Source organism: Xanthomonas sp. NCPPB 901, from assembly GCF_056725085.1.
Window position 1 is genome coordinate 2,864,990 of sequence record NZ_CM161511.1, and the last position, 20,045, is coordinate 2,885,034.

A 20,045-nucleotide genomic window follows, 5' to 3' on the forward strand; every position below is an offset into this window, starting at 1 on the left:
GCCAGTCCTTTACGGGCGCCGGCAGCGGCGGCCGTCGGCGCGTGATGGTGGAAGTCGGGGCGCCCGCGCACGCGGACGCCGCCCATGGTAAGGCGTGCGAGCGGCGCAGACCAAGCCGATCCGCGGAACACCGCGCTCGCGCGCGTGGTGCGTCTTCACGCGCGGCGATGGTCGCCTTCACGACGCCATGCGTGAAAGTCGGCGGTGGGCATCACGCTTTGTGGCGACACCCGCAAGGGTTTTGTCATGCACACCACATGAGCACCACCTCGCCTTTACGCGCCACCGCCTAGGGTGGTGCAGCGGTCGTTGCCAGGGGGGCACCACCCGCCTCCCTCTATCCCTCTCACTCAAGGAGAACTCGCGTGAGTCACGCTCCGAGCCTGCTCGTGGATGTCGAAGCCGAATTGGCGCATTGGAAAGCGCTGCACGCGGCGGGCCAATTGGGGTCGCAGTCGTTCAGCGAGCATGCGCGCCTGATCAAGATGGCCTGCGACGTGTTCCTGCAATTGCCGCGCGAATCCAACGACGTGCGACTGCAGCGCCTGCGTCAGCGCTACGACGCCGAGCATCCCTGGCCGCGCATCGCCTGGAGCGATGCCGAAACCCTGGTCGTGGCCTGCTGGGCACGCCTCGACGGGTCCGAGCAGCGCGACCGCAATCCCGATCCGGCGCACACCCCCGCCTGATCCACGAGGTCCCGCCATGGCAACGCCCAACCGCGACAACGCCCACGATTCGCAGCAGCGCAGCCACACGCCCGACAAGCTGCGCAACGACGACGCGCAGTGGAAAGAGCGCGACCAACCGGACAGCGATCCCAAGCACGACCACGCCGATCCCGAGCACGACTATCCGCGTCCGGACGGTAGCGAATAAGCGAGCAGGCGATCCGCGAGGCCCCCGCTGCGGCAGATCAGGGTCGCCGCAGCGCCCCGCGCGCTCCGCCTCACCTGCGCGCGGGCAGCGGACAAAGCCCCGCGGCGGTCAACGCAGGCTCGATCCGCGCACGATGCAGCGGCCGCTGAGCACCACCTTGCGGGTCGGCAGCGCAGGCGCGTTCATCCGCTCCAGCAGCAGCGACATCGCGGTGCGGCCCATCTCTTCCACCGGCTGTTCGATCACGGTGATGCCGGGTTCGACCAGGTCGGTCCAGCTTTCGTTGTCGAAGCCGGCCAGCGCCAGGTCCTGCGGAATGCGCAGGCCGGCGCCGCGCGCCGCCTTCAGCGCGCCCATCAGCAGCAGGCTGTTGCTGGCCACCAGCGCGTCCGGCCGCGGCGCCTGCGCCAGCCAGGCCTGGACCTCGGCGATCGCCGCTTCGGCGCTCGGCGTCACCTCGCGGTAGTCCGGCGCCAGGCCGTGCCCGCGCACCGCCTCCAGATAGCCGTCGCGGCGCTCGGCGGCGGTGCTGCTGGTCTTGCCGAACAGACCGCCGATGCGGCGCGCGCCACGGGCGACCAGATGATCGACCAGCGCCGCCATCGCCGCGGCATTGTCCAGCACCACGCTGTCGTGCGCGCCGCCCTTGCCGGCGCGGTCCAGCAGCACCACCGGATGGTCGAAGGCCAACTTGCCCAACTGGCTCTGGGTGGTGCGGGTGGGGGCGAAGATCAGCCCGCTGACCCGCTCCTCCTGCATCAGTTGCAGATACAACGCCTCGCGCTGCGGGTCTTCGTCGGTATTGCACAGGATCACGCGCATGCCGGCGCGGTAGGCCACGTCCTCGACCGCGCGGATCGCGGCGGTGAAGAACGGATTGCGGATGTCGGCGACGATCAGGCCGATCACGCCGGAATGCTGCGAGCGGAGCCGCCGCGCCATCAGGTTGGGGCGGTAGCCGGTTTCGCGCACCGCCGCCTCCACCCGCGCCCGCACTTCCTCGCTGACCGGGCCCTGGCCCAGGGCCCGCGATACCGTCGAGGTCGAGACGCCAGCGACCCGGGCCACGTCATGAATGCTGACGCTCACTGGCAACGTTCCCGCATCATTTTCATTTCGACCCCCTGTCGGCTGGCGTTTCCCGATGGTAACACCGGGCATTTCCGAAGGATTTGTGCACTGCACATTGACGATTGACTGGGAACGTTCCCACACTGCGCGCCACTCGCCGCCCACCCTCAAGGATTCCGCGTGTCCCAGACGCCCTCCTCCCCCCTGGTTTCCAGCGATCTGGTCCGGGTCGATGTCCAGGCCCGCGACAAGGCCGACGCGATCGCCCAGGCGGCGCAGTTGCTGGTCGCCGCCGGCTGCGTGCCGCCGGCCTACGAGGCCAGCATGCTGCGCCGCGAAGCGCTGGCCAACACCTTCCTGGGCCACGGCGTGGCGATCCCGCACTGCACCGGCGAGGACCGCCACCTGGTGCGCCGCGACGGCATCGCGGTGCTGCAGCTGCGCGACGGCGTGGAGTGGAACCCGGGCCAGACCACGCACCTGGTGGTCGCCATCGCCGCCCAGTCCGACACCCATATCGCCCTGCTGCGGCGGCTGACCCGGTTGATCCAGGACCAGCCGCGGCTGGAGGCGCTGTTCGCCAGCGACGACCCGCAGGCGATCGTCGCCGCGCTGAGCGAGGATGCGGCCCCGGCCGCGCCCACCGCGCCGGCCAGCGACCTGGCCGAGCGCTTCGACTGGACCGTGCGCTATCCCACCGGCCTGCACGCGCGTCCGGCCACGCGCTGGGTGGAAACCGCGCGCGGCTTCGCCGCCCGCATCCAGGTGCGCGCCGGCGACCAGGTCGGCGACGCCAAGAACCTGGTGTCGCTGCTGCAACTGGGCCTGCACGCCGGCGACAGCGTGACCATTTCGGCCGAAGGCCAGGATGCCGCCGCGGCGCTGGCGCGGCTGCGCAGCGTGATCGACGCCCTGACCGCGCAGGAGCAGGCCGACGCCGAGGCCGCCGCGCAACGCCGCGCCGCACCGCTCGCCGGCTGGACCCCGCCGCAGGCGCAGCCGGCCATCGTCGGCATCGGCGCCAGCCCGGGCCTGGCGATCGGCGTGGTGCACAAACTGGCCGGCCACGAGGTCGCGGTGGCGGACACGCCGGTGCCGCTGAGCGACGGCGGCGCCCTGCTGCACGACGCCTTGCAGCGCACCCGCGCGCAACTGCAAGCCATCGAGGACGACACCCGGCGCCGCCTCGGCGCCGGCGACGCGGCGATCTTCCGCGCCCAGGCCGAACTGCTCAACGACACCGATCTGATCACCCTGGCCTGCCAGCTGATGGTCGAGGGCCACGGCGTCGCCTGGTCCTGGCAGCAGTCGGTCGAGCGCCTGGCCAACAGGCTCTCGGCGCTGGGCAACGCCGTGCTCGCCGGCCGCGCCAGCGACCTGCGCGATGTCGGCCGCCGGGTGCTGGCGCAGCTGGATCCGAGCCTGGCCGGCGGCAGCCTGGAGCAGTTGCCGACCGCGCCGTGCATCCTGCTCGCGCACGACCTGTCGCCGTCGGACACCGCCCACCTCGACACCAGCCGCGTGCTCGGCCTGGCCACCGCGGTGGGCGGCCCGACCTCGCATACCGCGATCCTCTCGCGCACCCTCGGCCTGCCGGCGCTGGTCGCCGGCGGCGCCGACCTGCTGGATCTGGAGGATGGCGCCACGGTCATCGTCGACGGCACGAGCGGCCGCCTGTACCTGGCGCCGTCGGAGGCCGACCTGGCCTCGGCCCGCGCCTACATCGAGGAACAGCAGCAGTTGCGCGCGCGCGAGGCCGAGCAGCGCAACCAGCCGGCGCAGACCGAGGACGGCCATCGCCTGGAGATCGGCGCCAACGTCAACCTGCCCGAGCAGGTCGCCGCGGCGCTGGCGCAGGGCGCCGAGAGCGTGGGCCTGATGCGCACCGAATTCCTGTTCCTGGAGCGCGGCAGCACCCCCAGCGAGGACGAGCAGTACGCCACCTACGCGGCGATGGCGCAGGCGCTGGACGGCCGCGCGCTGATCGTGCGCGCGCTGGACATCGGCGGCGACAAGCAGGTCGCGCACCTGAACCTGCCGCGCGAGGAAAACCCGTTCCTCGGCGTGCGCGGCGCGCGCCTGCTGCTGCGCCGCGCCGACCTGCTGCAACCGCAGCTGCGCGCGCTGTACCGCGCGGCCAAGGACGGCGCGCGCCTGGCGATCATGTTCCCGATGATCACCTCGGTCGCGGAACTGCTGACGCTGCGCGCCGAATGCGAGCGCCTGCGTGCGGAACTGCAGGCGCCGGAGGTGCCGCTGGGCATCATGATCGAAGTGCCGGCGGCGGCGATCCAGGCCGACGCGCTGGCCAAGCATGCGGATTTCTTCTCGATCGGCACCAACGACCTGACCCAGTACACCCTGGCCATCGACCGGCAGAACCCCGACCTGGCCGCCGAGGCCGACAGCCTGCATCCGGCGGTGCTGCGGCTGATCCGTACCACCGTCGAGGGCGCGGCGCGCCACGGCCGCTGGGTCGGCGTGTGCGGCGGGCTGGCCGGCGATGCGTTCGGCGCGGCGCTGCTGGCCGGGCTTGGCGTGCACGAGCTGTCGATGACCCCGAACGACATCCCGGCGGTGAAGGCGCGCCTGCGCGGCAGCCGCCTGGACGCGCTGCAGGCGCTGGCGCAGCGCGCGCTGGACTGCGAGAGCGCGGCGGACGTGCGCGCGCTCGACGGCGGAGCCGGCGCATGAGCGTCGATGCCGTCACCGTCACCCTGAATCCGGCGATCGACCTGACCGTGGCGATCGACCGGCTGCAACCGGGCCAGGTGCACCGTGCGCGCAGCGCCCACGCCATCGCCGGCGGCAAGGGCATCAACGTCGCCGCCTGCCTGGCCGACGCCGGCCTGCGCTGCGCCGCGCTCGGCGCGCTCGGCGCAGACAACGCGCAGGCGTTCGAGGCGCTGTTCGCCGCCCGCGGCATCGACGACCGCTGCCTGCGCGTGCCCGGCGACACCCGCACCAACCTCAAGCTGGTCGCCGCCGACAGCGGCGCCACCACCGACATCAACCTGCCCGGCCTGGCGCTGGACCAGGCGCAGCTCGACACCATCGGCGCGCGCCTGGCCGACCTGCTGCGCCCGGGCCTGCCGGTGGTGCTCTGCGGCAGCCTGCCGGGCGGCCTGGCCACGGATACCTGGCGGCACCTGCAGGCGCAGGCCGCGGCCGCCGGCGCGCGGGTGCTGCTGGACACCAGCGGTGCGCCGCTGCACGCCGCACTGGACGCCCCGCGCGCGCAACTGCCGTTCGCGATCAAGCCCAACCGCCACGAACTGGAGGAGTGGGCCGGCGCGCCGCTGGCCAGCACCGCCGAATTGCTCGGCGCCGCGCGCGCCCTGCTGGCGCGTGGCATCGGCCTGGTCGCGGTGTCGCTGGGCAGCGACGGCGCGCTGTTCGTGCGCGGCGAGCAGGCGCTGCTGGCGCAGCCGCCGCAGGTGACCGGCGGCAGCAGCGTCGGCGCCGGCGACGCGATGGTCGCCGGCCTGGTGGCGGCATTGCGCGCCGACGCCGACCTGGCCACCTGCGCGCGCCAGGCTACCGCCTTCGCCGTGGCCACGCTGGGCAGCGGCGTCGCCCGCCGCCTGCCGCGCGAGCGCCTGGCCGAGCTGGCCGCCGCGGTCGGCCTCGAGACCCTGTCATGACTTCCGCCGCGTCGCCGCTGTGCGCCGCGCCCTCTTGCGCTCATCGGGAGCCCGCATGAATCCGATTCTCGTGGTGATCGCCGCCGGCGATCGCAGTACCGAAGCCGTCCTCGCCGCCGAGGCGCTGCGCCATGCCGCCACGCTGCGGGGCGCGGTGTTGCAGGCCGAGGTGCGCACGCCGCAGGGCGTGATCGCCCCGCTGGACCTGGCCGCGGCGCCCGCCGCCGCGCTGCTGCTGCTGGTCGGCGACGGCGACGCCGATGCCGCCCGCTTCGGCGGCCGCAGCGTGCAGCGCAGCGCGCTGGACGCGGTGCTGGCCGACGCCGGCGCGGTGCTGGCGCCGCTGCTGGCCGCGGCGGCGTCCGACGCCGCCGTGGGCGCCACGGCCGCCAGCGCTGGCAGCGGCAGCAGCAAGCGCATCGTCGCCATCACCTCCTGCCCCACCGGCATCGCCCACACCTTCATGGCCGCCGAGGGTCTGCAGCAGGCGGCCAAGGCATTGGGCCACCAGATCCGGGTGGAAACCCAGGGCTCGGTCGGCGCGCAGGACGCGCTCAGCGCCGAGGAGATCGCCGCCGCCGACCTGGTGCTGATCGCCGCCGACCGCGAGGTCGACCTGGGCCGCTTCGGCGGCAAGCGCCTGTTCAAGAGCGGCACCAAGCCGGCGATCAACGACGGCCCGGCACTGATCCGCAAGGCCCTGGCCGAGGCCAGCGTGCACGCCGCCGGCAACGGCGGCGGCGCCCCGGCCAAGGCCCAGGGCGGGCGCTCCGCGGGGCCGTACAAGCACCTGATGACCGGCGTGTCGTTCATGCTGCCGTTCGTCACCGCCGGCGGCCTGCTGATCGCGCTGGCGTTCGCGCTCGGCGGCATCTACGCCTTCGACGACGCGCACAAGGGCACCCTGGCCTGGTCGCTGTTCCAGATCGGCGCCAAGGCCGGCTTCACCCTGATGGTGCCGGCGCTGGCCGGCTACATCGCCTACTCGATCGCCGACCGCCCCGGCATCGCCCCGGGCATGATCGGCGGCATGGTCGCGGCCAACCTCGGCGCCGGCTTCATCGGCGGCATCCTGGCCGGCTTCATCGCCGGCTACGGCGTGGCCGCGCTGAACCGGGCGATCAAGCTGCCGCGCACGTTGGAAGGCCTGAAACCGGTGCTGATCCTGCCGGTGCTGGGCACGTTGCTGGTCGGCCTGTCCATGCTCTACGTGGTCGGCCAGCCGGTGGCCGAGCTGCTGGCCTGGCTGACCGAATGGCTGCGCGGCATGCAGGGCAGCAGCGCGGTGCTGCTGGGCCTGCTGCTGGGCGCGATGATGGCCTTCGACATGGGCGGGCCGGTCAACAAGGCCGCCTACGCCTTCTCCACCGGCCTGATCGCCAGCCAGGTGTACACGCCGATGGCCGCGGCGATGGTCGCCGGCATGACCCCGCCGCTGGGCATCGCCCTGGCCACCTGGGTGTTCCGCAACCGCTTCACCCAGGACGAGCGCGGCAGCAGCGCCGCCACCGGCGTGCTCGGCCTGGCCTTCGTCACCGAAGGCGCGATCCCGTACGCCGCACGCGACCCGCTGCGCACCATCCCCGCGCTGATGCTCGGCTCGGCGCTGGCCGGCGCGATCTCGATGGCCGCCGGCGCCGAACTGAAGGTGCCGCACGGCGGCGTGTTCGTGCTGCCGATCCCCAATGCGGTCACCCACCTGGGCATGTACCTGGTGGCGCTGCTCGCCGGCACCGTGGTCACCGCGGTCGCGCTGCGGGTGCTCAAGAAGCCGGTCGTCGCCTAGTCCCGTCCATGCGCCGGCGCGTCGCCCTGGCGATGCCCCTCCCCGCCGCCGTGGGCGGCGCGCCGGCCTTCCCTTGCTGAGGAGTCCCACCCATGTCCCATTCCCTCGTCTCGCGCCTGCCCTTCGCCCTCGCCCCACTGGCGCTCGCCCTCGCCGCGCCGCTGGCCCACGCCCAGGACGCCAGCGACGCGTTCACGCCCAAGCTCGCCTATACCGGCGAGGCCGCGGTCTCGCTGGACGGCGGCAAGCACCAGGGCAGCGCCTATGCCGGACAGCTGATGTTCGGCACCGACGTGGACCTGCAACGGCTGATGGGCTGGAACGGCGCCACGCTGAAGGTCTACGGCATCAACCGCCACGGCACCAACCTGGCCAACGGCAACATCGGCAACAGCACCTCGGTGCAGGAAATCTACGGCGGCCAGGGCACGCGCCTGGCCAACTTCACCATCGACCAGAAGCTGTTCAACGACCGCCTGGAACTGGAAGCCGGCCGCAGCGTGGCCAACATCCACTTCCTGGGATCGGAGCTGTGCGGCTACTTCCAGGGCAACTCGGCCTGCGGCAACCCGACCTTCGTGTTCCGCACCAGCAACTTCACCTACTGGCCGGTGTCGAGCTGGGCCGCGCACGCCAAGGCCTGGGTGACGCCGAACGTCTACGTCCACGTCGGCGCCTACGAGGTCAACCCGATCCAGGCCGAGCGCGGCCAGCACGGCCTGAACTGGAGCACCAACGACCGCACCGGGGTGATCGTGCCCTACGCGATCGGCTACAGCACCCAGGCCAGCGGCGCGCGCCTGCCGGCGCTGTACGAGCTGGGCGGCTGGCAGGACAACTCCGATTACCGCGATCCGCTCAACGACCGCAACGGCAACCCGTCGCGGCTGAGCGGGCTGGACTACGCCACCCGCAACGGCCGCTCCGGCGCGTTCTTCCGCTTCGAACAGCAGGTCACCCGCCCCGACCCGGACAGCAACCGCGGCCTGGTGCTGTTCGGCTCGGTGCTCAAGGGCACCTCCGGGCAGTTGATCGAAGACCACTTCCTGGAACTGGGCCTGGTCCAGCGCGGTACCTTCGCCAGCCGCCCGAACGACAACATCGCCTTCGTCGTCACCCAGCAGCACTACAGCGACGAGGCCCTGGAGGACCTGCGCCTGGCCCGCGCCGCGGCCGGCGGCAGCGGCACCCCGCACCGCGCGCAGACCATGATGGAACTGAGCTACGGCATCGAGGTGACCCCGAAACTGCGCATCGCCCCGAACCTGCACTACATCGTGCATCCGGACCAGTTCAACGAGCCCTCGCGCACCCGCGACCTGCCCAATGCCCTGGTGGCCGGCTTGCGGCTGGATTGGACGCTTTGAGGCTGGGAATCGGGAATCGGGAGGGGGGAATCGTAAAAGCGGGGCACCGCGGCTGAGGTGATCGGGCCGCCTTGAGGTGCATGTCTCGGCGAACGTTGTGGTTTGCCGAGGCGCCCGCTGGATGTCCCGGCGGCGACCCCCGTGTTGTCGCGGGTTCGCCGTCGGATGCGGGCAGGCGCCATCGCGAGAGGGCCTGGCGGCTGGCCGCATCCGCTTGCCAGGTACGAACCGGCCCGCTTGGGTTTCCGGGGAAACCGGGCACAGCGCCGGCGCCAGCCGGGGCGAACGCGCGTGGAGCGCAGGTGCGGCACGCTCGACCGCATTGCCGGCAGCGCAACCGTCCCCACGCGCTGCTGACCGCGGGCCAGGACCAGCGAGCATACGCAGGTCACTGGCTCGCCCACCCGCACGCAGAACGCAGAACGCACGAGGCCCCGGCATGCCGGGGCCTCGTGCGTTTCCTTCCCTGTGATTCCGATCGCAGTGAACCTGCACCGGTCCGTCGGCGCCTGCGGGAACGAAAAGTGGCCGGCGAATCGAGATCCGTTCGATTCCGTGCGAGCCCGTCTCCCTGGCGCGGGAGCGGTGACGTTGCCGACAGGTGCATGGTGCCTGGGCACGCGGGCCGTGACGATCGGCCGACACCGCGTCCGCGTGTAGGACTTTTCCGACATGGCCGCAGCGACGCCTCCACCCGGCGCCTGCGGGGCCGTGGATGACAAGGCCTCGTCGCCTGCCGCACAATCGTCATCGACGCTACATTAACGAATCCCATCGTAGCGCCTTCGCGACCGCCGATTACGACGGTTTTCCCACATCCCCGTTGCAAGCATTCCGCGCCATGCGCATTCTGGTCGCCGAAGACGATACGTCCATTGCCGTTGCGTTGCGCGACTCGCTCGCCGAGTGCGGCCACGTGGTGGATCATGTCAGCGATGGCGCCGCCGCCGAACGCGCGCTCGGTAGCGAAAGCTATCAATTGCTGGTCCTCGATCTGGGCCTGCCGCGTCGCGACGGGTTGCAGGTGCTGCAACGCCTGCGCGCGCGCCGCGACGAGATCCCGGTCCTGGTGGTGACCGCGCGCGACGCGGTGGAAGACCGCATCCACGCGCTCGACCAGGGCGCCGACGACTACCTGATCAAGCCCTTCGAACTGTCCGAGTTCCTCGCCCGCACCCGCGCGCTCCTGCGCCGCAGCAGCAGCGGCGGCGTGCCGGAACTGGTGCTGGGCCAGTTGCGCATCAACCTGGCCGGGCGCCGGGTGTGGCTGCAGGACCAGCCGCTGGACCTGACCGCGCGCGAGTTCGCCCTGCTGGAAACCCTCCTGCTGCGCAGCGGGCGCGTGGTCAGCCGCAGCCAGCTGACCGAGGCGCTGTGCGACTGGCAACACGAAATCACCGACAACGGCCTGGACATCTCCATGCACCGCCTGCGCCGCAAGCTGCATGGCGCCGGCGTCGGCATCCGCACCATCCGCGGCCTGGGCTATCTGCTGGAGGAGTCGCGCGCCGCCTCACCGGCCGCCGACCACGCACAGATCCCGCAGTGAGCGCGACCGCGGCCGCGCAGTCGCCGGCATACCGCCATCCCAGCCTGCGCCGGCGATTGCTGGCGTTCCTGCTGATCCCGACCATGCTGCTGATGCTGGTGGTCTCGGCGCTGTTCTACCTGCTGATGCTCAAGTACACCAATCACGTCCACGACATGGACCTGAAGGAGGACACGCAGGGCCTGGCCAACGCGGTCAACGACCCCGGCGAGCGCATGCCGCTGACCCTGCAGGCGCGGCAACTGCTGGAGTACAGCAGCGACGGCCGGGTGTTCTTCAAGCTGGACAGCCGCCGCCACGGGGTGATCAGCGGCAGCACCCAGCCGATTCCCGCGCGCCCGGATCCGGTCGAGGTCGGCCGGGTGATGCTCTACGACGACCACATGGACAACGGCGTGCCGGTGCGCGTGGCCAGCCTGTTGCTGCCCTCGGCGCTGGAGCCGGGCGACTGGCTGACCGTGTCGGTGGCCGAGACCCTGGACGATCGCCACCGCCGCGCCCGCGAGATCCTGATGCTGATGCTGCCGACCGAACTGCTGCTCGCCTGCTCCCTGCTGGTGCTGGTCTGGCACGGCGTGCGGGTCGGCCTGCGCATGCTGGAGCCGGCGGTGCGCCGGCTCGACGACAGCCAGCGCGACCTCAGCCCGGTGTCCGGCCCGGACATCCCGGTGGAGATCCTGCCGCTGACCCAGGCCATCGACGGCCTGCTCGGCCGCCTCAAGCACATGATGGCGCTGCAGGAGCGCTTCCTCGCCGACGCCGCGCACCAGTTGCGCACGCCGCTGGCCGGGCTGAGCATGCACGTGCAACGCGCCCAGGCCAGCCATCGCCCGGAGGACACCGCGCAGGCGATGCAGCACATCCGCCAGCTGACCGACCGCGCCACCCGCACCTCCACCCAGTTGCTGGCGCTGACCCGCACCCAGGCGCCGCGCGAGAGCATCCGTCCGCTGCTGCCGCTGGACCTGGCGCAATGGCTGCCGCAGGCGCTGGCCGAGCGCATCCCCGACGCGCTGCACGCCGGCGTGGACCTGGGCTACGACGGCGGCGACGACGACGCGGCGGCCTGGGTGGCCGCCGACAGCTATACGCTGCGCGAGCTGCTCGACAACCTGCTGGACAATGCCTTCCGCCATGCCGCCGGCCGCGTGGTCACGGTCAGCCTGCGGCGCGATGCGCTGTCCGTGCGCCTGGCCGTGGACGACGCCGGCAACGGCATCGACGATGCCCTGCTGCCGCGCCTGGGCGAGCGCTTCTTCCGCGCCCCGGACGCGCCCGAAGGCGGCACCGGCCTGGGCCTGGCGATCGTCGCCAACATCGCCGCCCGCCACCACGCCACGCTGCGCTACCGGCGCTCGGCGCTGGGCGGCTTGCGCGCGGAACTGGACCTGCCGGCCGGCGCGGAGCCGCAGGCATGAGCCGCCTACGCCCCCGCCCGGCCGCGCTGCTGGCGCTGGCCGCCGCGCTCGCGCTGGGCGGCTGCGCCAGCCAGCGCATCCCCGACCTGCGCCAGCCGTCGCTGCCCGCACAGTGGAGCAGCGCGACGCCGCAGGCGGCCGTGCCGCGCCCGCCGGGCAGCGCCTGGTGGCAGGATTTCCACGATCCGCAGCTCGACGCGCTGGTCGCGCAGGCGCTGCGGGACGATCTCGAGGTCGGCCAGGCGCTGGCGCGGCTGCGCGCGGCGCGGCGGCTGGACGCGGTCGCCGACGCGACCCTGCGGCCGCAGCTGCGCGCGCGCACCGAGGACCCGATCGACCCGGACGCCAGCGCCTCGTTCCTGGTCGTGGGCGTCGATTCGGAATGGGAGTTGCCGCTGTTCGGCCGCGGCGAAGCCACCAACCGCATGGCCCGCGGCGACCTGCAGAGCGCCCAGGCCAACCTGGCGCAGGTGCGCGCGGCGACGATCTCCGACGTGGCGCACAACTGGATCGACCTGCGCCACGCGCAGCAGGCCGAACGCCTGCTGCAGGACATCGCCACCGCGCGCCAGCGCCAGGCCAGCCTGCAGCAGACCCTGGTCGACCTGCATCTGGCCACGCCGGCCAGCGCCGCGCAGGCGCAGGCCGCGGCGCTGCAGGCGCAGAGCGCGGTGAACGAACCGCGCGACGCCGCCGCCGCGGCCGCGCGGCGCCTGGCGGTGCTGCTGGGCCGCGACACGCCCGACCCGGCATGGAGTACGGCCGCGGCCACCACCGCGCCGGGGCAACTGCAGATCGCCGCGGTCGACAGCGTGCCGGCCGACCTGCTGCGGCGGCGCCCGGACATCGCCGCGCACGAGGCCGAGGTGATCAGCGCCGCCGGCGCCCTGGGCATCGCCCGTGCCGACCGCTACGGCAGCATCGGCCTGGGCGGCGCGATCCGCTGGTCGACCAGCCTGCTGACCCATCGCCGCACCGCCACCCACGGCATCGCCTCGTTCGGCCCGGTGATCGACATCCCGCTGTTCGACTGGGGCATCCGCCAGGCCAAGGCCAAGGCACGCGGCGACCTGCTGGAAGCGGCGACCCTGGCCTACCGGCAGACCGTGCTGGCGGCGGTCAACGAGGTCGAGGACGCCTTGACCGCGCTCGAACAGCAGCGGCGCAACGTCGAGACGCAGCAGCAGGTGCTGCAGGCACAGCAGCAGGCCAGCGACGTCGCGCAACAGCGCCGGCAGTTGGGCCTGGGCAGCGACCTGGAGGTGGCCACGCAGCAGGCCGCGCGCGACCAGGCCGACCTGGAACTGCTGGACGCGCAGCGCCAGCGCGACCTGGCCTACGTCGCCCTGCACACCGCACTGGGCAGCGCCACCGCGCCGATCCCGGGTAGCGAGCGCGAAGGCGCGCAGCCCTGATGGTCGCGCTGGCCCGCCAGACCCTGCGCTACGAGTGGCGCCGCTTCCTGCCGGTGGTGGTGTCGGTGGGCTTCGCCAGCCTGTTGCTGCTGCTGCAGACCGCGCTGGTGCTGGGCATCTTCGGCAGCGCCAGCGTCTACGTCTCCGGCTCCGATGCCGACCTGTGGCTGGGCTATCCCGGCACGCAGAGCGTGGACCAGGGCCGCGCGATCGACCCGGACGCGGCCGCGCCGCTGTACCTGGACCCGCGGGTGGCGCAGATCGAACCGTTCATCTGGTTCGACGGCGACTGGCGCGGCCCCGGCGACACCGGTGCCGTCTCGGTCTACATCTCCGGCATCGACACCCGCGACGGCGGGCTGATGTTCTCGCGCCTGCTCAGCCCGGCCCTGCGCGCGGCGCTGCGCGAGCCGGACACTGTGGTGGTGGACCGCGCGGAACTGGACAAGCTGGGCGTCGCCGTCGGCAGCAGCGCGCGCATCAACGGCCACCGCGTGCGGGTGATCGGGGTCGGCCGCGGCCTGCGCGCGCTGGGCGGGGTCAACGTGCTGGCCTCGCTGGACACCGCGCGCGCGCTCAACAGCGACACCGCGCATCCGGACTGGCCGACCTACATGGTGGCCAAGCTGCGCCCCGGCGCCGACCCGCAGGCGGTGGCGCAGGCGATCGACAGCGCGGTCACGCGGCCGCGCGTGGAAGCCTGGAGCGCCGACGATTTCGCCCGGCGCAGCATCCTGTTCTGGATGTTCGACACCGGCGCCGGCTCCGGCGTGCTGTTCCTGGGCGGCATCGTGCTGCTGGTCGGCGTGGCCATCACCAGCCAGACCCTGCTGGGCACCGTGCTCGGCGCCGCGCGCGAGTACGCCACGCTCAACGCGCTGGGCGTGAGCATGCGCAACCTGCGCTGGGTGGTGCTGGAGCAGGCGGCCTGGGTCGGCGCGCTGGGCCTGATCGGCGCCAGCGCGCTGGGCGCGGCGCTGGTCGCGCTGGCCCGCGCGCACGACGTGCCGGTGGCGTTCAACGCCGGCGGCTGGGGGCTGTGCGTGTGCGCGGTGATGCTGCTGACCGTGGTCTCGGCCCTGGCCGCGCTGCGCGGGCTGCGCCGCGCCGATCCAGCGTTGCTGCTGCGATGAGCCGCATCGTCGCCTCTGCCGCGCTGCACCCGGCCGCCGCCACCCTCAGCGGCAGCGGGCTGTGCAAGAGCTTCGTCTCCGGCAGCCTGCGCACGCCGGTGCTGCGCGACGTGGAATTGCAGGTGTGGCCGGGCGAACTGACCCTGATCTCCGGCCCGTCCGGCTGCGGCAAGAGCACCCTGCTGTCGATCCTCAGCGGCCTGCAGCGCGCCGATGCCGGCCAGGTGCTGGCGCTGGGCGAGGAACTGGGCGCGCTCGGCGCCAGCGCGCTGGAACAGTTCCGCCTGCGCCACACCGGCTTCATCTTCCAGGGCTTCAATCTCTTTCCGGCGCTGTGCGCGCTGGACCAGGTGCGGCTGCCGCTGCAGTACATGGGCCTGGCGCCCGCCGAGGTGCGCAGCCGCGCCGAAGAAGCGCTGGCCGAGGTCGGCATCGCCCACCGCCAGCACCTGCGCCCGGCCGAACTGTCCGGCGGCGAGAAGCAGCGCGTGGCGATCGCCCGCGCGCTGGCCAAGCACCCGGCGCTGCTGTTCGCCGACGAACCGACCAGCGCGCTGGACGCCGGCAACGGCCAGATCGTGATCGACTTGCTGCACCGCATCGCACGCCGCCACAACACCATGGTGCTGTGCGTGAGCCACGACCCGCGCCTGATCCGCCACGCCGACCGCGTGCTGTCGATGGAGGACGGCCGCATCCTCGACGACCGCCGCGTGAACGCGCCGCCCTCGCCCCTGCCCTCACGGAATCCCGACCCATGAAAGCGTTCGCCGCCGCGCCCCTGCTGAGCCTGCTGCTGGCCGCATGCGCGCCCTCGGACCGCACGCCGGCCGCCGCGCCGGCTGCCGCCCCCGCCGCCTATTTGGCAGTGGCGCGCGGCCGCATCGACGTGGAAGGCGGCGTGCTCAAGCTCGGCCTGCCGGTCGCCGCGACCCTGCGCGAGGTGCCGGTGCACGAAGGCGACGCAGTGCAAAAAGGCGCCCTGCTGGTCGCCGGCGACGACCGCGCCGCCGCGGTCGAACTGGACATCGCCCGCACCCGCGCGCAGGCCGCGGCCACCCACCTGAAGCAACTGCAGCAGCGCCTGCAAAGCGCCCAGCAGAAGCAACGGCGGCTGGCCGAGGCCGCGCGCCTGGGCGCCGGCGACGGCCAGAGCGCCGACGACGCCAGCGACGCGGTGCAGAGTCTGGTCGACGCGCTGGACAGCGCGCGCAGCGATGCGGCCCTGGCAGACGCACAGGTGCGCGCGGCCGAGCTGCAACGCGCGCAGTACCGGCTGCAGGCGCCGGTGGCCGGCCGCGTGCTGCAGCTGTCGGCCGCGGTCGGCGCGCGCAGCGACGCCAACGCGCCGCTGCTGACCCTGCTGCCGGATGCGCCGCGCCTGGTCCGCGCCGAATTGAACGAAAGCTATGCCGGCAGCGTCACCCCGGGCATGGCCGCGGAGGTGATCAGCGACGACGGCCGCCAGACCGTGCTCGGCGAGGCGGTGGTGCGCTGGCTGGCGCCGGCCTACGGTCCCACCCAGTTGCACGACGACGCCACGCCCGCCGGCAACGACCGCAGCGTGGCCTGCGTGCTGGCCTTCACCCAGCCCTCGACCCTGCGCCTGGGCCAGCGCGTGCTGGTACGCTTCCGCAACCCGGCCGCGGCCAAGCGCTGAACATCGCACGCCGCGGCCGCGGCGAAAGGCTGCTGAAACGCGCAGCGGCCACCCTGCACGGATTAACGAGACTGCGCAGCCGCGTCCATTCCGATGATCCAATCTGCCGAGTTCCACTTCGAGGGCGGCCGCAACGGCGTGCTGCTGATCCATGGCCTGACCGGCACGCCCAGCGAGATGCGCCTGCTCGGCAAGAGCCTGAACCGCGAAGGCTTCAGCGTCTACGGCGTGCAACTGGCCGGCCACTGCGGCGACGAGGACGACCTGCTGGCCACCGGCTGGCGCGACTGGTACGCCAGCGTCGAGGCCGCAGCGGCCCGGATCCGGCCCCAGGTCGACCGGCTGTTCGTGGCCGGGCTGTCGATGGGCGCGCTGCTGGCGCTGCGCCTGGCGCAGGAGCGTCCGCAGTGGGTGGACGGGGTCGGCGTGCTCGGCGCCACCTTCCGCTACGACGGCTGGAACATCCCCAAGCGCGCGCGGCTGGCGTTCCTGCTGCCGTGGTTCAAGCGCCTGGGCATCGGCAAGCGCCGCATGTTCCTGGAGGAGCCGCCGTACGGCCTGCGCGACGAGCGCATCCGCGCCCAGGTCAGCAGCGCCATGCTCGGCGGCGACAGCAGCGCCGCCGGCCTGCCCGGCAACCCCTGGCACGCCCTGGCCGAGATGTACCTGCTCTCGCGCGACGTGCGCCGCAACCTGCCCAAGGTGGTCGCACCGTGCCTGGTCGCGCACGCGACCGAGGACGACATCGCCGACCTGCGCAACGCGCGGCTGGTGATCGCCAACGTCTCCGGGCCGACCGAACTGCTGCTGCTGCACGACAGCTACCACATGATCACCCTGGACCGCGAACGGCGCGTGCTCGGCGCGCGCCTTGCGCGGTTCTTCGCCGCCCTGTCCGCGCCGCAGCAGGCCGCCGCCTGATGGCGATGACCGGCCCGGTGGTGGCGATCTGGCTGGCGACGGTGGCGCTGGACACCGCCGGCCAACTCGCCTTCAAGTACGTCGCCAGCCACCCGCAGGGCAGCGGCATGGCGCGCTGGCGGAACATGGCCGCCCAGCCGCAGCTGTGGCTGGGCGTGGGCTGCTACGTGTTCGAGTTCCTGGCCTGGACCGCGTTCCTGTCGCTGGTACCGCTGGGCCGCGGCGTGCTGCTGGGCTCGATCAACATCGTGGCGATCATGCTGGCCGGGCGCTGGCTGTTCGGCGAACGCCTGGGGCGCATGCAGGTGGCCGGCATCTGCCTGGTCAGCGCCGGCGTGGCGGTGGTGGGGTTGGGCTCGTGAGCCGGCCGCCGCTGCATCGCTACGCGGTGGGCTTCGCCCTGCTGCTGAGCTTCGACACCCTGGCCCAGATCGGCTTCAAGCTGGCCGGCACCCATGCGTTCCCGCCGCAGGCCGAACTGGCCTGGGTGCTGCGCCTGTTGGGCAGCCCATGGCTGTACGCCGCGCTGCTCGGCTATATCGGCGCGTTCTTCACCTGGATGAAGCTGCTCGAGCACGCGCCGATCGGCCCGGCCTTCGCCGCCTCGCATCTGGAAGTGGTCAGCGTGATGCTGCTGTCGGCCTGGTGGTTCAACGAACACATCGGCCTGCTGCAGGCGCTGGGCGCGGCGTTGATCGTCGGCGGCATCGTCTGCCTGGCGATCGGCGAACGCGCGGACCCTGCCGATGCGCATTGAGATCCCGCCGACCGCCGGCCTGCCGCTGCAGTGGCGCGACCTGTGGCCAGGCCGCCCGCGCACGCGCCTGGCCAGCGCGCTCGGCCTGCCGCAGGCGCTGCTGACCTGCTCGGGTACCGCCGCGCTGATCGTGGCCCTGCGCACCCTGGCCGCGGCCAGCCGACGCCGGCAGGTGCTGGTCTCGGCCTACACCTGCCCGCTGGTGGCGCTGGCGGTGGCGCACTGCGGCCTGCAGCTGGTGCTGTGCGATCTGCTGCCCGGCTCGCTGGACCTGGACCCGGCGCAGCTGGCGCAACGCTGCGGCAGCGACACCCTGGCGATCATCGCCACCCATCTGGGCGGACGCCTGACCGACCTGGCGCCGCTGCGCCGCGCCGCCGAGGGCTGCGGCGCGCTGCTGATCGAGGACGCGGCGCAGGCGCTGGGCGGCGTGCACGCCGACGGCCGCCCGGCCGGCCTGGGCGGAGATATCGGCTTCTGCAGCCTGGCCGCCGGCAAGGGCCTGACTCTCTACGAAGGCGGGCTGTTGATGTCGCGGCATGCGCCGCTGCAGCGCGACCTCGCCGACACCGCCGCGCGCCTGGGCCAGCGCGACTGGCGCTGGGAGTTGCGGCGCAGCCTCGAACTGCTCGGCTACGCCGCGCTGTACCGGCCGCAGCCGTTGCGCTGGGCCTACGGCCTGCCGGTGCGCCGCGCGCTGCGCCGCGGCGACCGCGTGGGCGCGGCCGGCGACCGCTTCGGCACCGCCATCGCCCAGCATGCCGTCGGCGCCTGGCGCGAAGGCGTGGGCGTGCGCGCCAGCGCGCGCTGGCCGGCGTTCCTGGCGCAGATCCGCGAACAGGGCCGGCGCCGCAGCGCGCGCCTGGCCGGCATCCCCGGCCTGAGCGTGATCGCCGACTCCCCCGGCGCCCAGGGCAGCTGGCCGATCCTGATGGTGCTGCTGCCCAATGCGGCCGCACGCGAAGCGGTGCTGGCCGCACTATGGCCGCGCGGGCTGGGCGTGGCGGTGCCGTTCGTGCATGCCCTGCCCGACTACGACTACCTGGACGGCATCGTCGCGCGCACGCCGATGCCCAACGCCAGCGACTTCGCCGCGCGCTGCCTGAGCATCAGCAACAGCCCCTGGCTGGACGAGGCACGCTTCGAAAGCATCGTGGCCACCCTGCAGGCGGCCTGCGCCGGCACGGTCGGGCCGGCGCCGCTGGACCTAGACCTGGTGCACGCCGCTGCGCCGAGCGCCTGACCCGCGACGGGGCGGCATTCGCCAGCACGCGCAACCGGTAACGACGGGAAGCGTCCTCTGTTGTAGGAGCGGCTTCAGCCACGACAGACATGACCGGTAACGCCCGTCGCGGCTGAAGCCGCTCCCACGGCACGACCTGCGCTCTTGCTTGGTTGTCACAAAAGCAGCCCACCGGAGGTGTCCGGCAGTCCGCCTCCGCGATCCACGCGCCCCATCGAACGACCGTAGCGGCCATCGGCCGCAAGCGAACCGCGCGAGGCTTGCATCCTGGCGCCTGTCGCTGCCACGACGCCCAGGAGGCACCGCCTTGGCAGCGGTCGGGTTAGCCGACGCTGGCCGCGTCCAATGCCGCCAGCAACCGCAGGTTCAAGGCGTGCTGCTGCGCCTGCCACGCCGCCAGATCCGCCGGCGACGGCTCCGGCTGCGCGTCCAGCGCCGCCAGTTTGCGCTTCCACCACTGCGGATAATGGGCCAGCGAGACCTCGCCGGTGATGTCGCTGCCGCACACCTGCCCGCGCAGCGCGTCGATCGCCTGCAGCAACTGCGGCACGCGCAGTTGGCCCTGGTCCCAGTTGGTGCGCACGTCCTGCGGATCCAGCACGTCCTTGTCCAGCGACAGGTAGGTCGGCATCGGCGTGCGTCGCAGGTGGTCGACGAAAGCGTCGCTCAGTTCGCTGACGCTGGCGAAGCCGCGCACCGCCCGGCCCAGGCCCAGCCGCCGCGCCCAGCCCACATCGACGCCGCTGCACCAGTAGCGCAGCTTGCCGCGGTACAGCGGCAACAGATGGTTTTCCCAGGCATGGCCGGAGCCGACGTCGCCGGAGGTGATGCCGGCCACCTCGACCTGCGCCACCTGCGGCAGCGCGGCGATGCGCCGCACCCACGAACCGCAGTGCACCCCGAACGGGAAGCGCATGTTGTCCGGATGGTTGTCGAACACCACCACCCGCAGCGGCGCCTGCGCGCGCTGCGCCAGGCGCACGATCAGCGGCAGGCTCAAGTGGTGGAAATCGCCGCTGCCCAGCAGCACCGTGCCGTACTGCGCCGGCAGCGCCTGGTCGAGCGCGGCGCCGAAGCGGCGCAGCCGCGCCATCGAACAGGCGAAGCGCAGGCCGTCGCACCAGTCGCGCAGCGGCAGGCGCACGGCGTCGGGCACCGCACCCAGCGACGCGTCGAGATCGAGCAGGACCGGCGTGCGCATC

18 protein-coding genes are annotated in these 20,045 nt (G+C 72.8%); 16 read left to right on the forward strand and 2 right to left on the reverse strand.

All coding sequences use genetic code 11. The features are described 5' to 3' along the window. Positions 1–365 precede the first annotated feature (365 nt). The gene (locus AC1PME_RS12000) at positions 366–689 is read left to right on the forward strand and encodes a transposase (protein ID WP_307550874.1); all 324 of its coding nucleotides are present in this window, start codon (positions 366–368) and stop codon (positions 687–689) included. A 16-nt stretch (positions 690–705) separates the two neighbouring features. Beyond that, entirely contained in the window at positions 706–879 is a 174-nt protein-coding gene (locus tag AC1PME_RS12005; RefSeq protein WP_254458241.1) for a hypothetical protein, read from the forward strand. A 108-nt stretch (positions 880–987) separates the two neighbouring features. Here the strand turns inward: AC1PME_RS12005 and AC1PME_RS12010 are convergent, their stop codons facing one another. Then, a complete protein-coding gene (locus AC1PME_RS12010; RefSeq protein ID WP_254458242.1) occupies positions 988–1,968 on the reverse strand; it encodes a LacI family DNA-binding transcriptional regulator in 981 nt (326 codons plus the stop codon). A 162-nt stretch (positions 1,969–2,130) separates the two neighbouring features. Here AC1PME_RS12010 and ptsP point away from each other — a divergent pair, with 162 nt between their 5' ends. The 14 genes from ptsP to AC1PME_RS12080 all read left to right on the forward strand — a co-directional run bounded on the left by ptsP (position 2,131) and on the right by AC1PME_RS12080 (position 18,843). Then, a complete protein-coding gene (ptsP, locus tag AC1PME_RS12015; RefSeq protein ID WP_481095990.1) occupies positions 2,131–4,644 on the forward strand; it encodes a phosphoenolpyruvate--protein phosphotransferase in 2,514 nt (837 codons plus the stop codon). Next, positions 4,641–5,594: a 1-phosphofructokinase gene (gene pfkB, locus AC1PME_RS12020; RefSeq protein WP_254458244.1), complete on the forward strand. Its 954-nt coding sequence runs from the start codon at positions 4,641–4,643 to the stop codon at positions 5,592–5,594. The genes ptsP and pfkB overlap by 4 nt, the downstream gene beginning before the upstream one ends. 55 nt (positions 5,595–5,649) lie before the next feature. Continuing rightward, complete coding sequence (locus AC1PME_RS12025; protein WP_481095991.1) at positions 5,650–7,380, forward strand: PTS fructose transporter subunit IIC; 1,731 nt, start codon at positions 5,650–5,652, stop codon at positions 7,378–7,380. A 92-nt stretch (positions 7,381–7,472) separates the two neighbouring features. Continuing rightward, the gene (locus tag AC1PME_RS12030; protein WP_481095992.1) at positions 7,473–8,747 is read left to right on the forward strand and encodes a carbohydrate porin; all 1,275 of its coding nucleotides are present in this window, start codon (positions 7,473–7,475) and stop codon (positions 8,745–8,747) included. Between the two features lie 841 nt (positions 8,748–9,588). Further along, positions 9,589–10,296 carry a response regulator gene (locus AC1PME_RS12035; protein ID WP_242159902.1) on the forward strand — a complete coding sequence of 236 codons (708 nt, stop codon included), beginning with the start codon at positions 9,589–9,591 and terminating at the stop codon, positions 10,294–10,296. After that, positions 10,293–11,714 (forward strand): sensor histidine kinase, encoded by a 1,422-nt coding sequence (locus AC1PME_RS12040; protein ID WP_481095993.1) that lies wholly within the window; start codon positions 10,293–10,295, stop codon positions 11,712–11,714. The genes AC1PME_RS12035 and AC1PME_RS12040 overlap by 4 nt, the downstream gene beginning before the upstream one ends. Next, a complete protein-coding gene (locus AC1PME_RS12045) occupies positions 11,711–13,129 on the forward strand; it encodes an efflux transporter outer membrane subunit (RefSeq protein ID WP_307550886.1) in 1,419 nt (472 codons plus the stop codon). The genes AC1PME_RS12040 and AC1PME_RS12045 overlap by 4 nt, the downstream gene beginning before the upstream one ends. Further along, positions 13,129–14,262: an ABC transporter permease gene (locus tag AC1PME_RS12050; protein WP_254458249.1), complete on the forward strand. Its 1,134-nt coding sequence runs from the start codon at positions 13,129–13,131 to the stop codon at positions 14,260–14,262. The genes AC1PME_RS12045 and AC1PME_RS12050 overlap by 1 nt, the downstream gene beginning before the upstream one ends. Continuing rightward, positions 14,259–15,023 carry an ABC transporter ATP-binding protein gene (locus tag AC1PME_RS12055; RefSeq protein ID WP_254458250.1) on the forward strand — a complete coding sequence of 255 codons (765 nt, stop codon included), beginning with the start codon at positions 14,259–14,261 and terminating at the stop codon, positions 15,021–15,023. Before AC1PME_RS12050 ends, AC1PME_RS12055 begins: the two co-directional genes overlap by 4 nt. Beyond that, positions 15,020–15,922 (forward strand): HlyD family secretion protein, encoded by a 903-nt coding sequence (locus AC1PME_RS12060; protein WP_307550890.1) that lies wholly within the window; start codon positions 15,020–15,022, stop codon positions 15,920–15,922. Before AC1PME_RS12055 ends, AC1PME_RS12060 begins: the two co-directional genes overlap by 4 nt. Before the next feature lie 93 nt (positions 15,923–16,015). Then, a complete protein-coding gene (locus AC1PME_RS12065; protein WP_254458252.1) occupies positions 16,016–16,843 on the forward strand; it encodes an alpha/beta hydrolase in 828 nt (275 codons plus the stop codon). Beyond that, the gene (locus AC1PME_RS12070) at positions 16,843–17,205 is read left to right on the forward strand and encodes an EamA family transporter (RefSeq protein ID WP_254458253.1); all 363 of its coding nucleotides are present in this window, start codon (positions 16,843–16,845) and stop codon (positions 17,203–17,205) included. The genes AC1PME_RS12065 and AC1PME_RS12070 overlap by 1 nt, the downstream gene beginning before the upstream one ends. After that, positions 17,202–17,600: a DMT family transporter gene (locus AC1PME_RS12075; RefSeq protein WP_017914161.1), complete on the forward strand. Its 399-nt coding sequence runs from the start codon at positions 17,202–17,204 to the stop codon at positions 17,598–17,600. Before AC1PME_RS12070 ends, AC1PME_RS12075 begins: the two co-directional genes overlap by 4 nt. Continuing rightward, the gene (locus AC1PME_RS12080) at positions 17,590–18,843 is read left to right on the forward strand and encodes a DegT/DnrJ/EryC1/StrS family aminotransferase (RefSeq protein ID WP_254458254.1); all 1,254 of its coding nucleotides are present in this window, start codon (positions 17,590–17,592) and stop codon (positions 18,841–18,843) included. The genes AC1PME_RS12075 and AC1PME_RS12080 overlap by 11 nt, the downstream gene beginning before the upstream one ends. A 322-nt stretch (positions 18,844–19,165) precedes the next feature. On the opposite strand, the gene AC1PME_RS12085 is transcribed toward AC1PME_RS12080, so the two are convergent. Then, positions 19,166–20,044, reverse strand: a complete 879-nt coding sequence (locus AC1PME_RS12085) for an arginase family protein (protein ID WP_254458255.1) — start codon at positions 20,042–20,044, stop codon at positions 19,166–19,168. Between the last annotated feature and the right edge of the window lies 1 nt (position 20,045).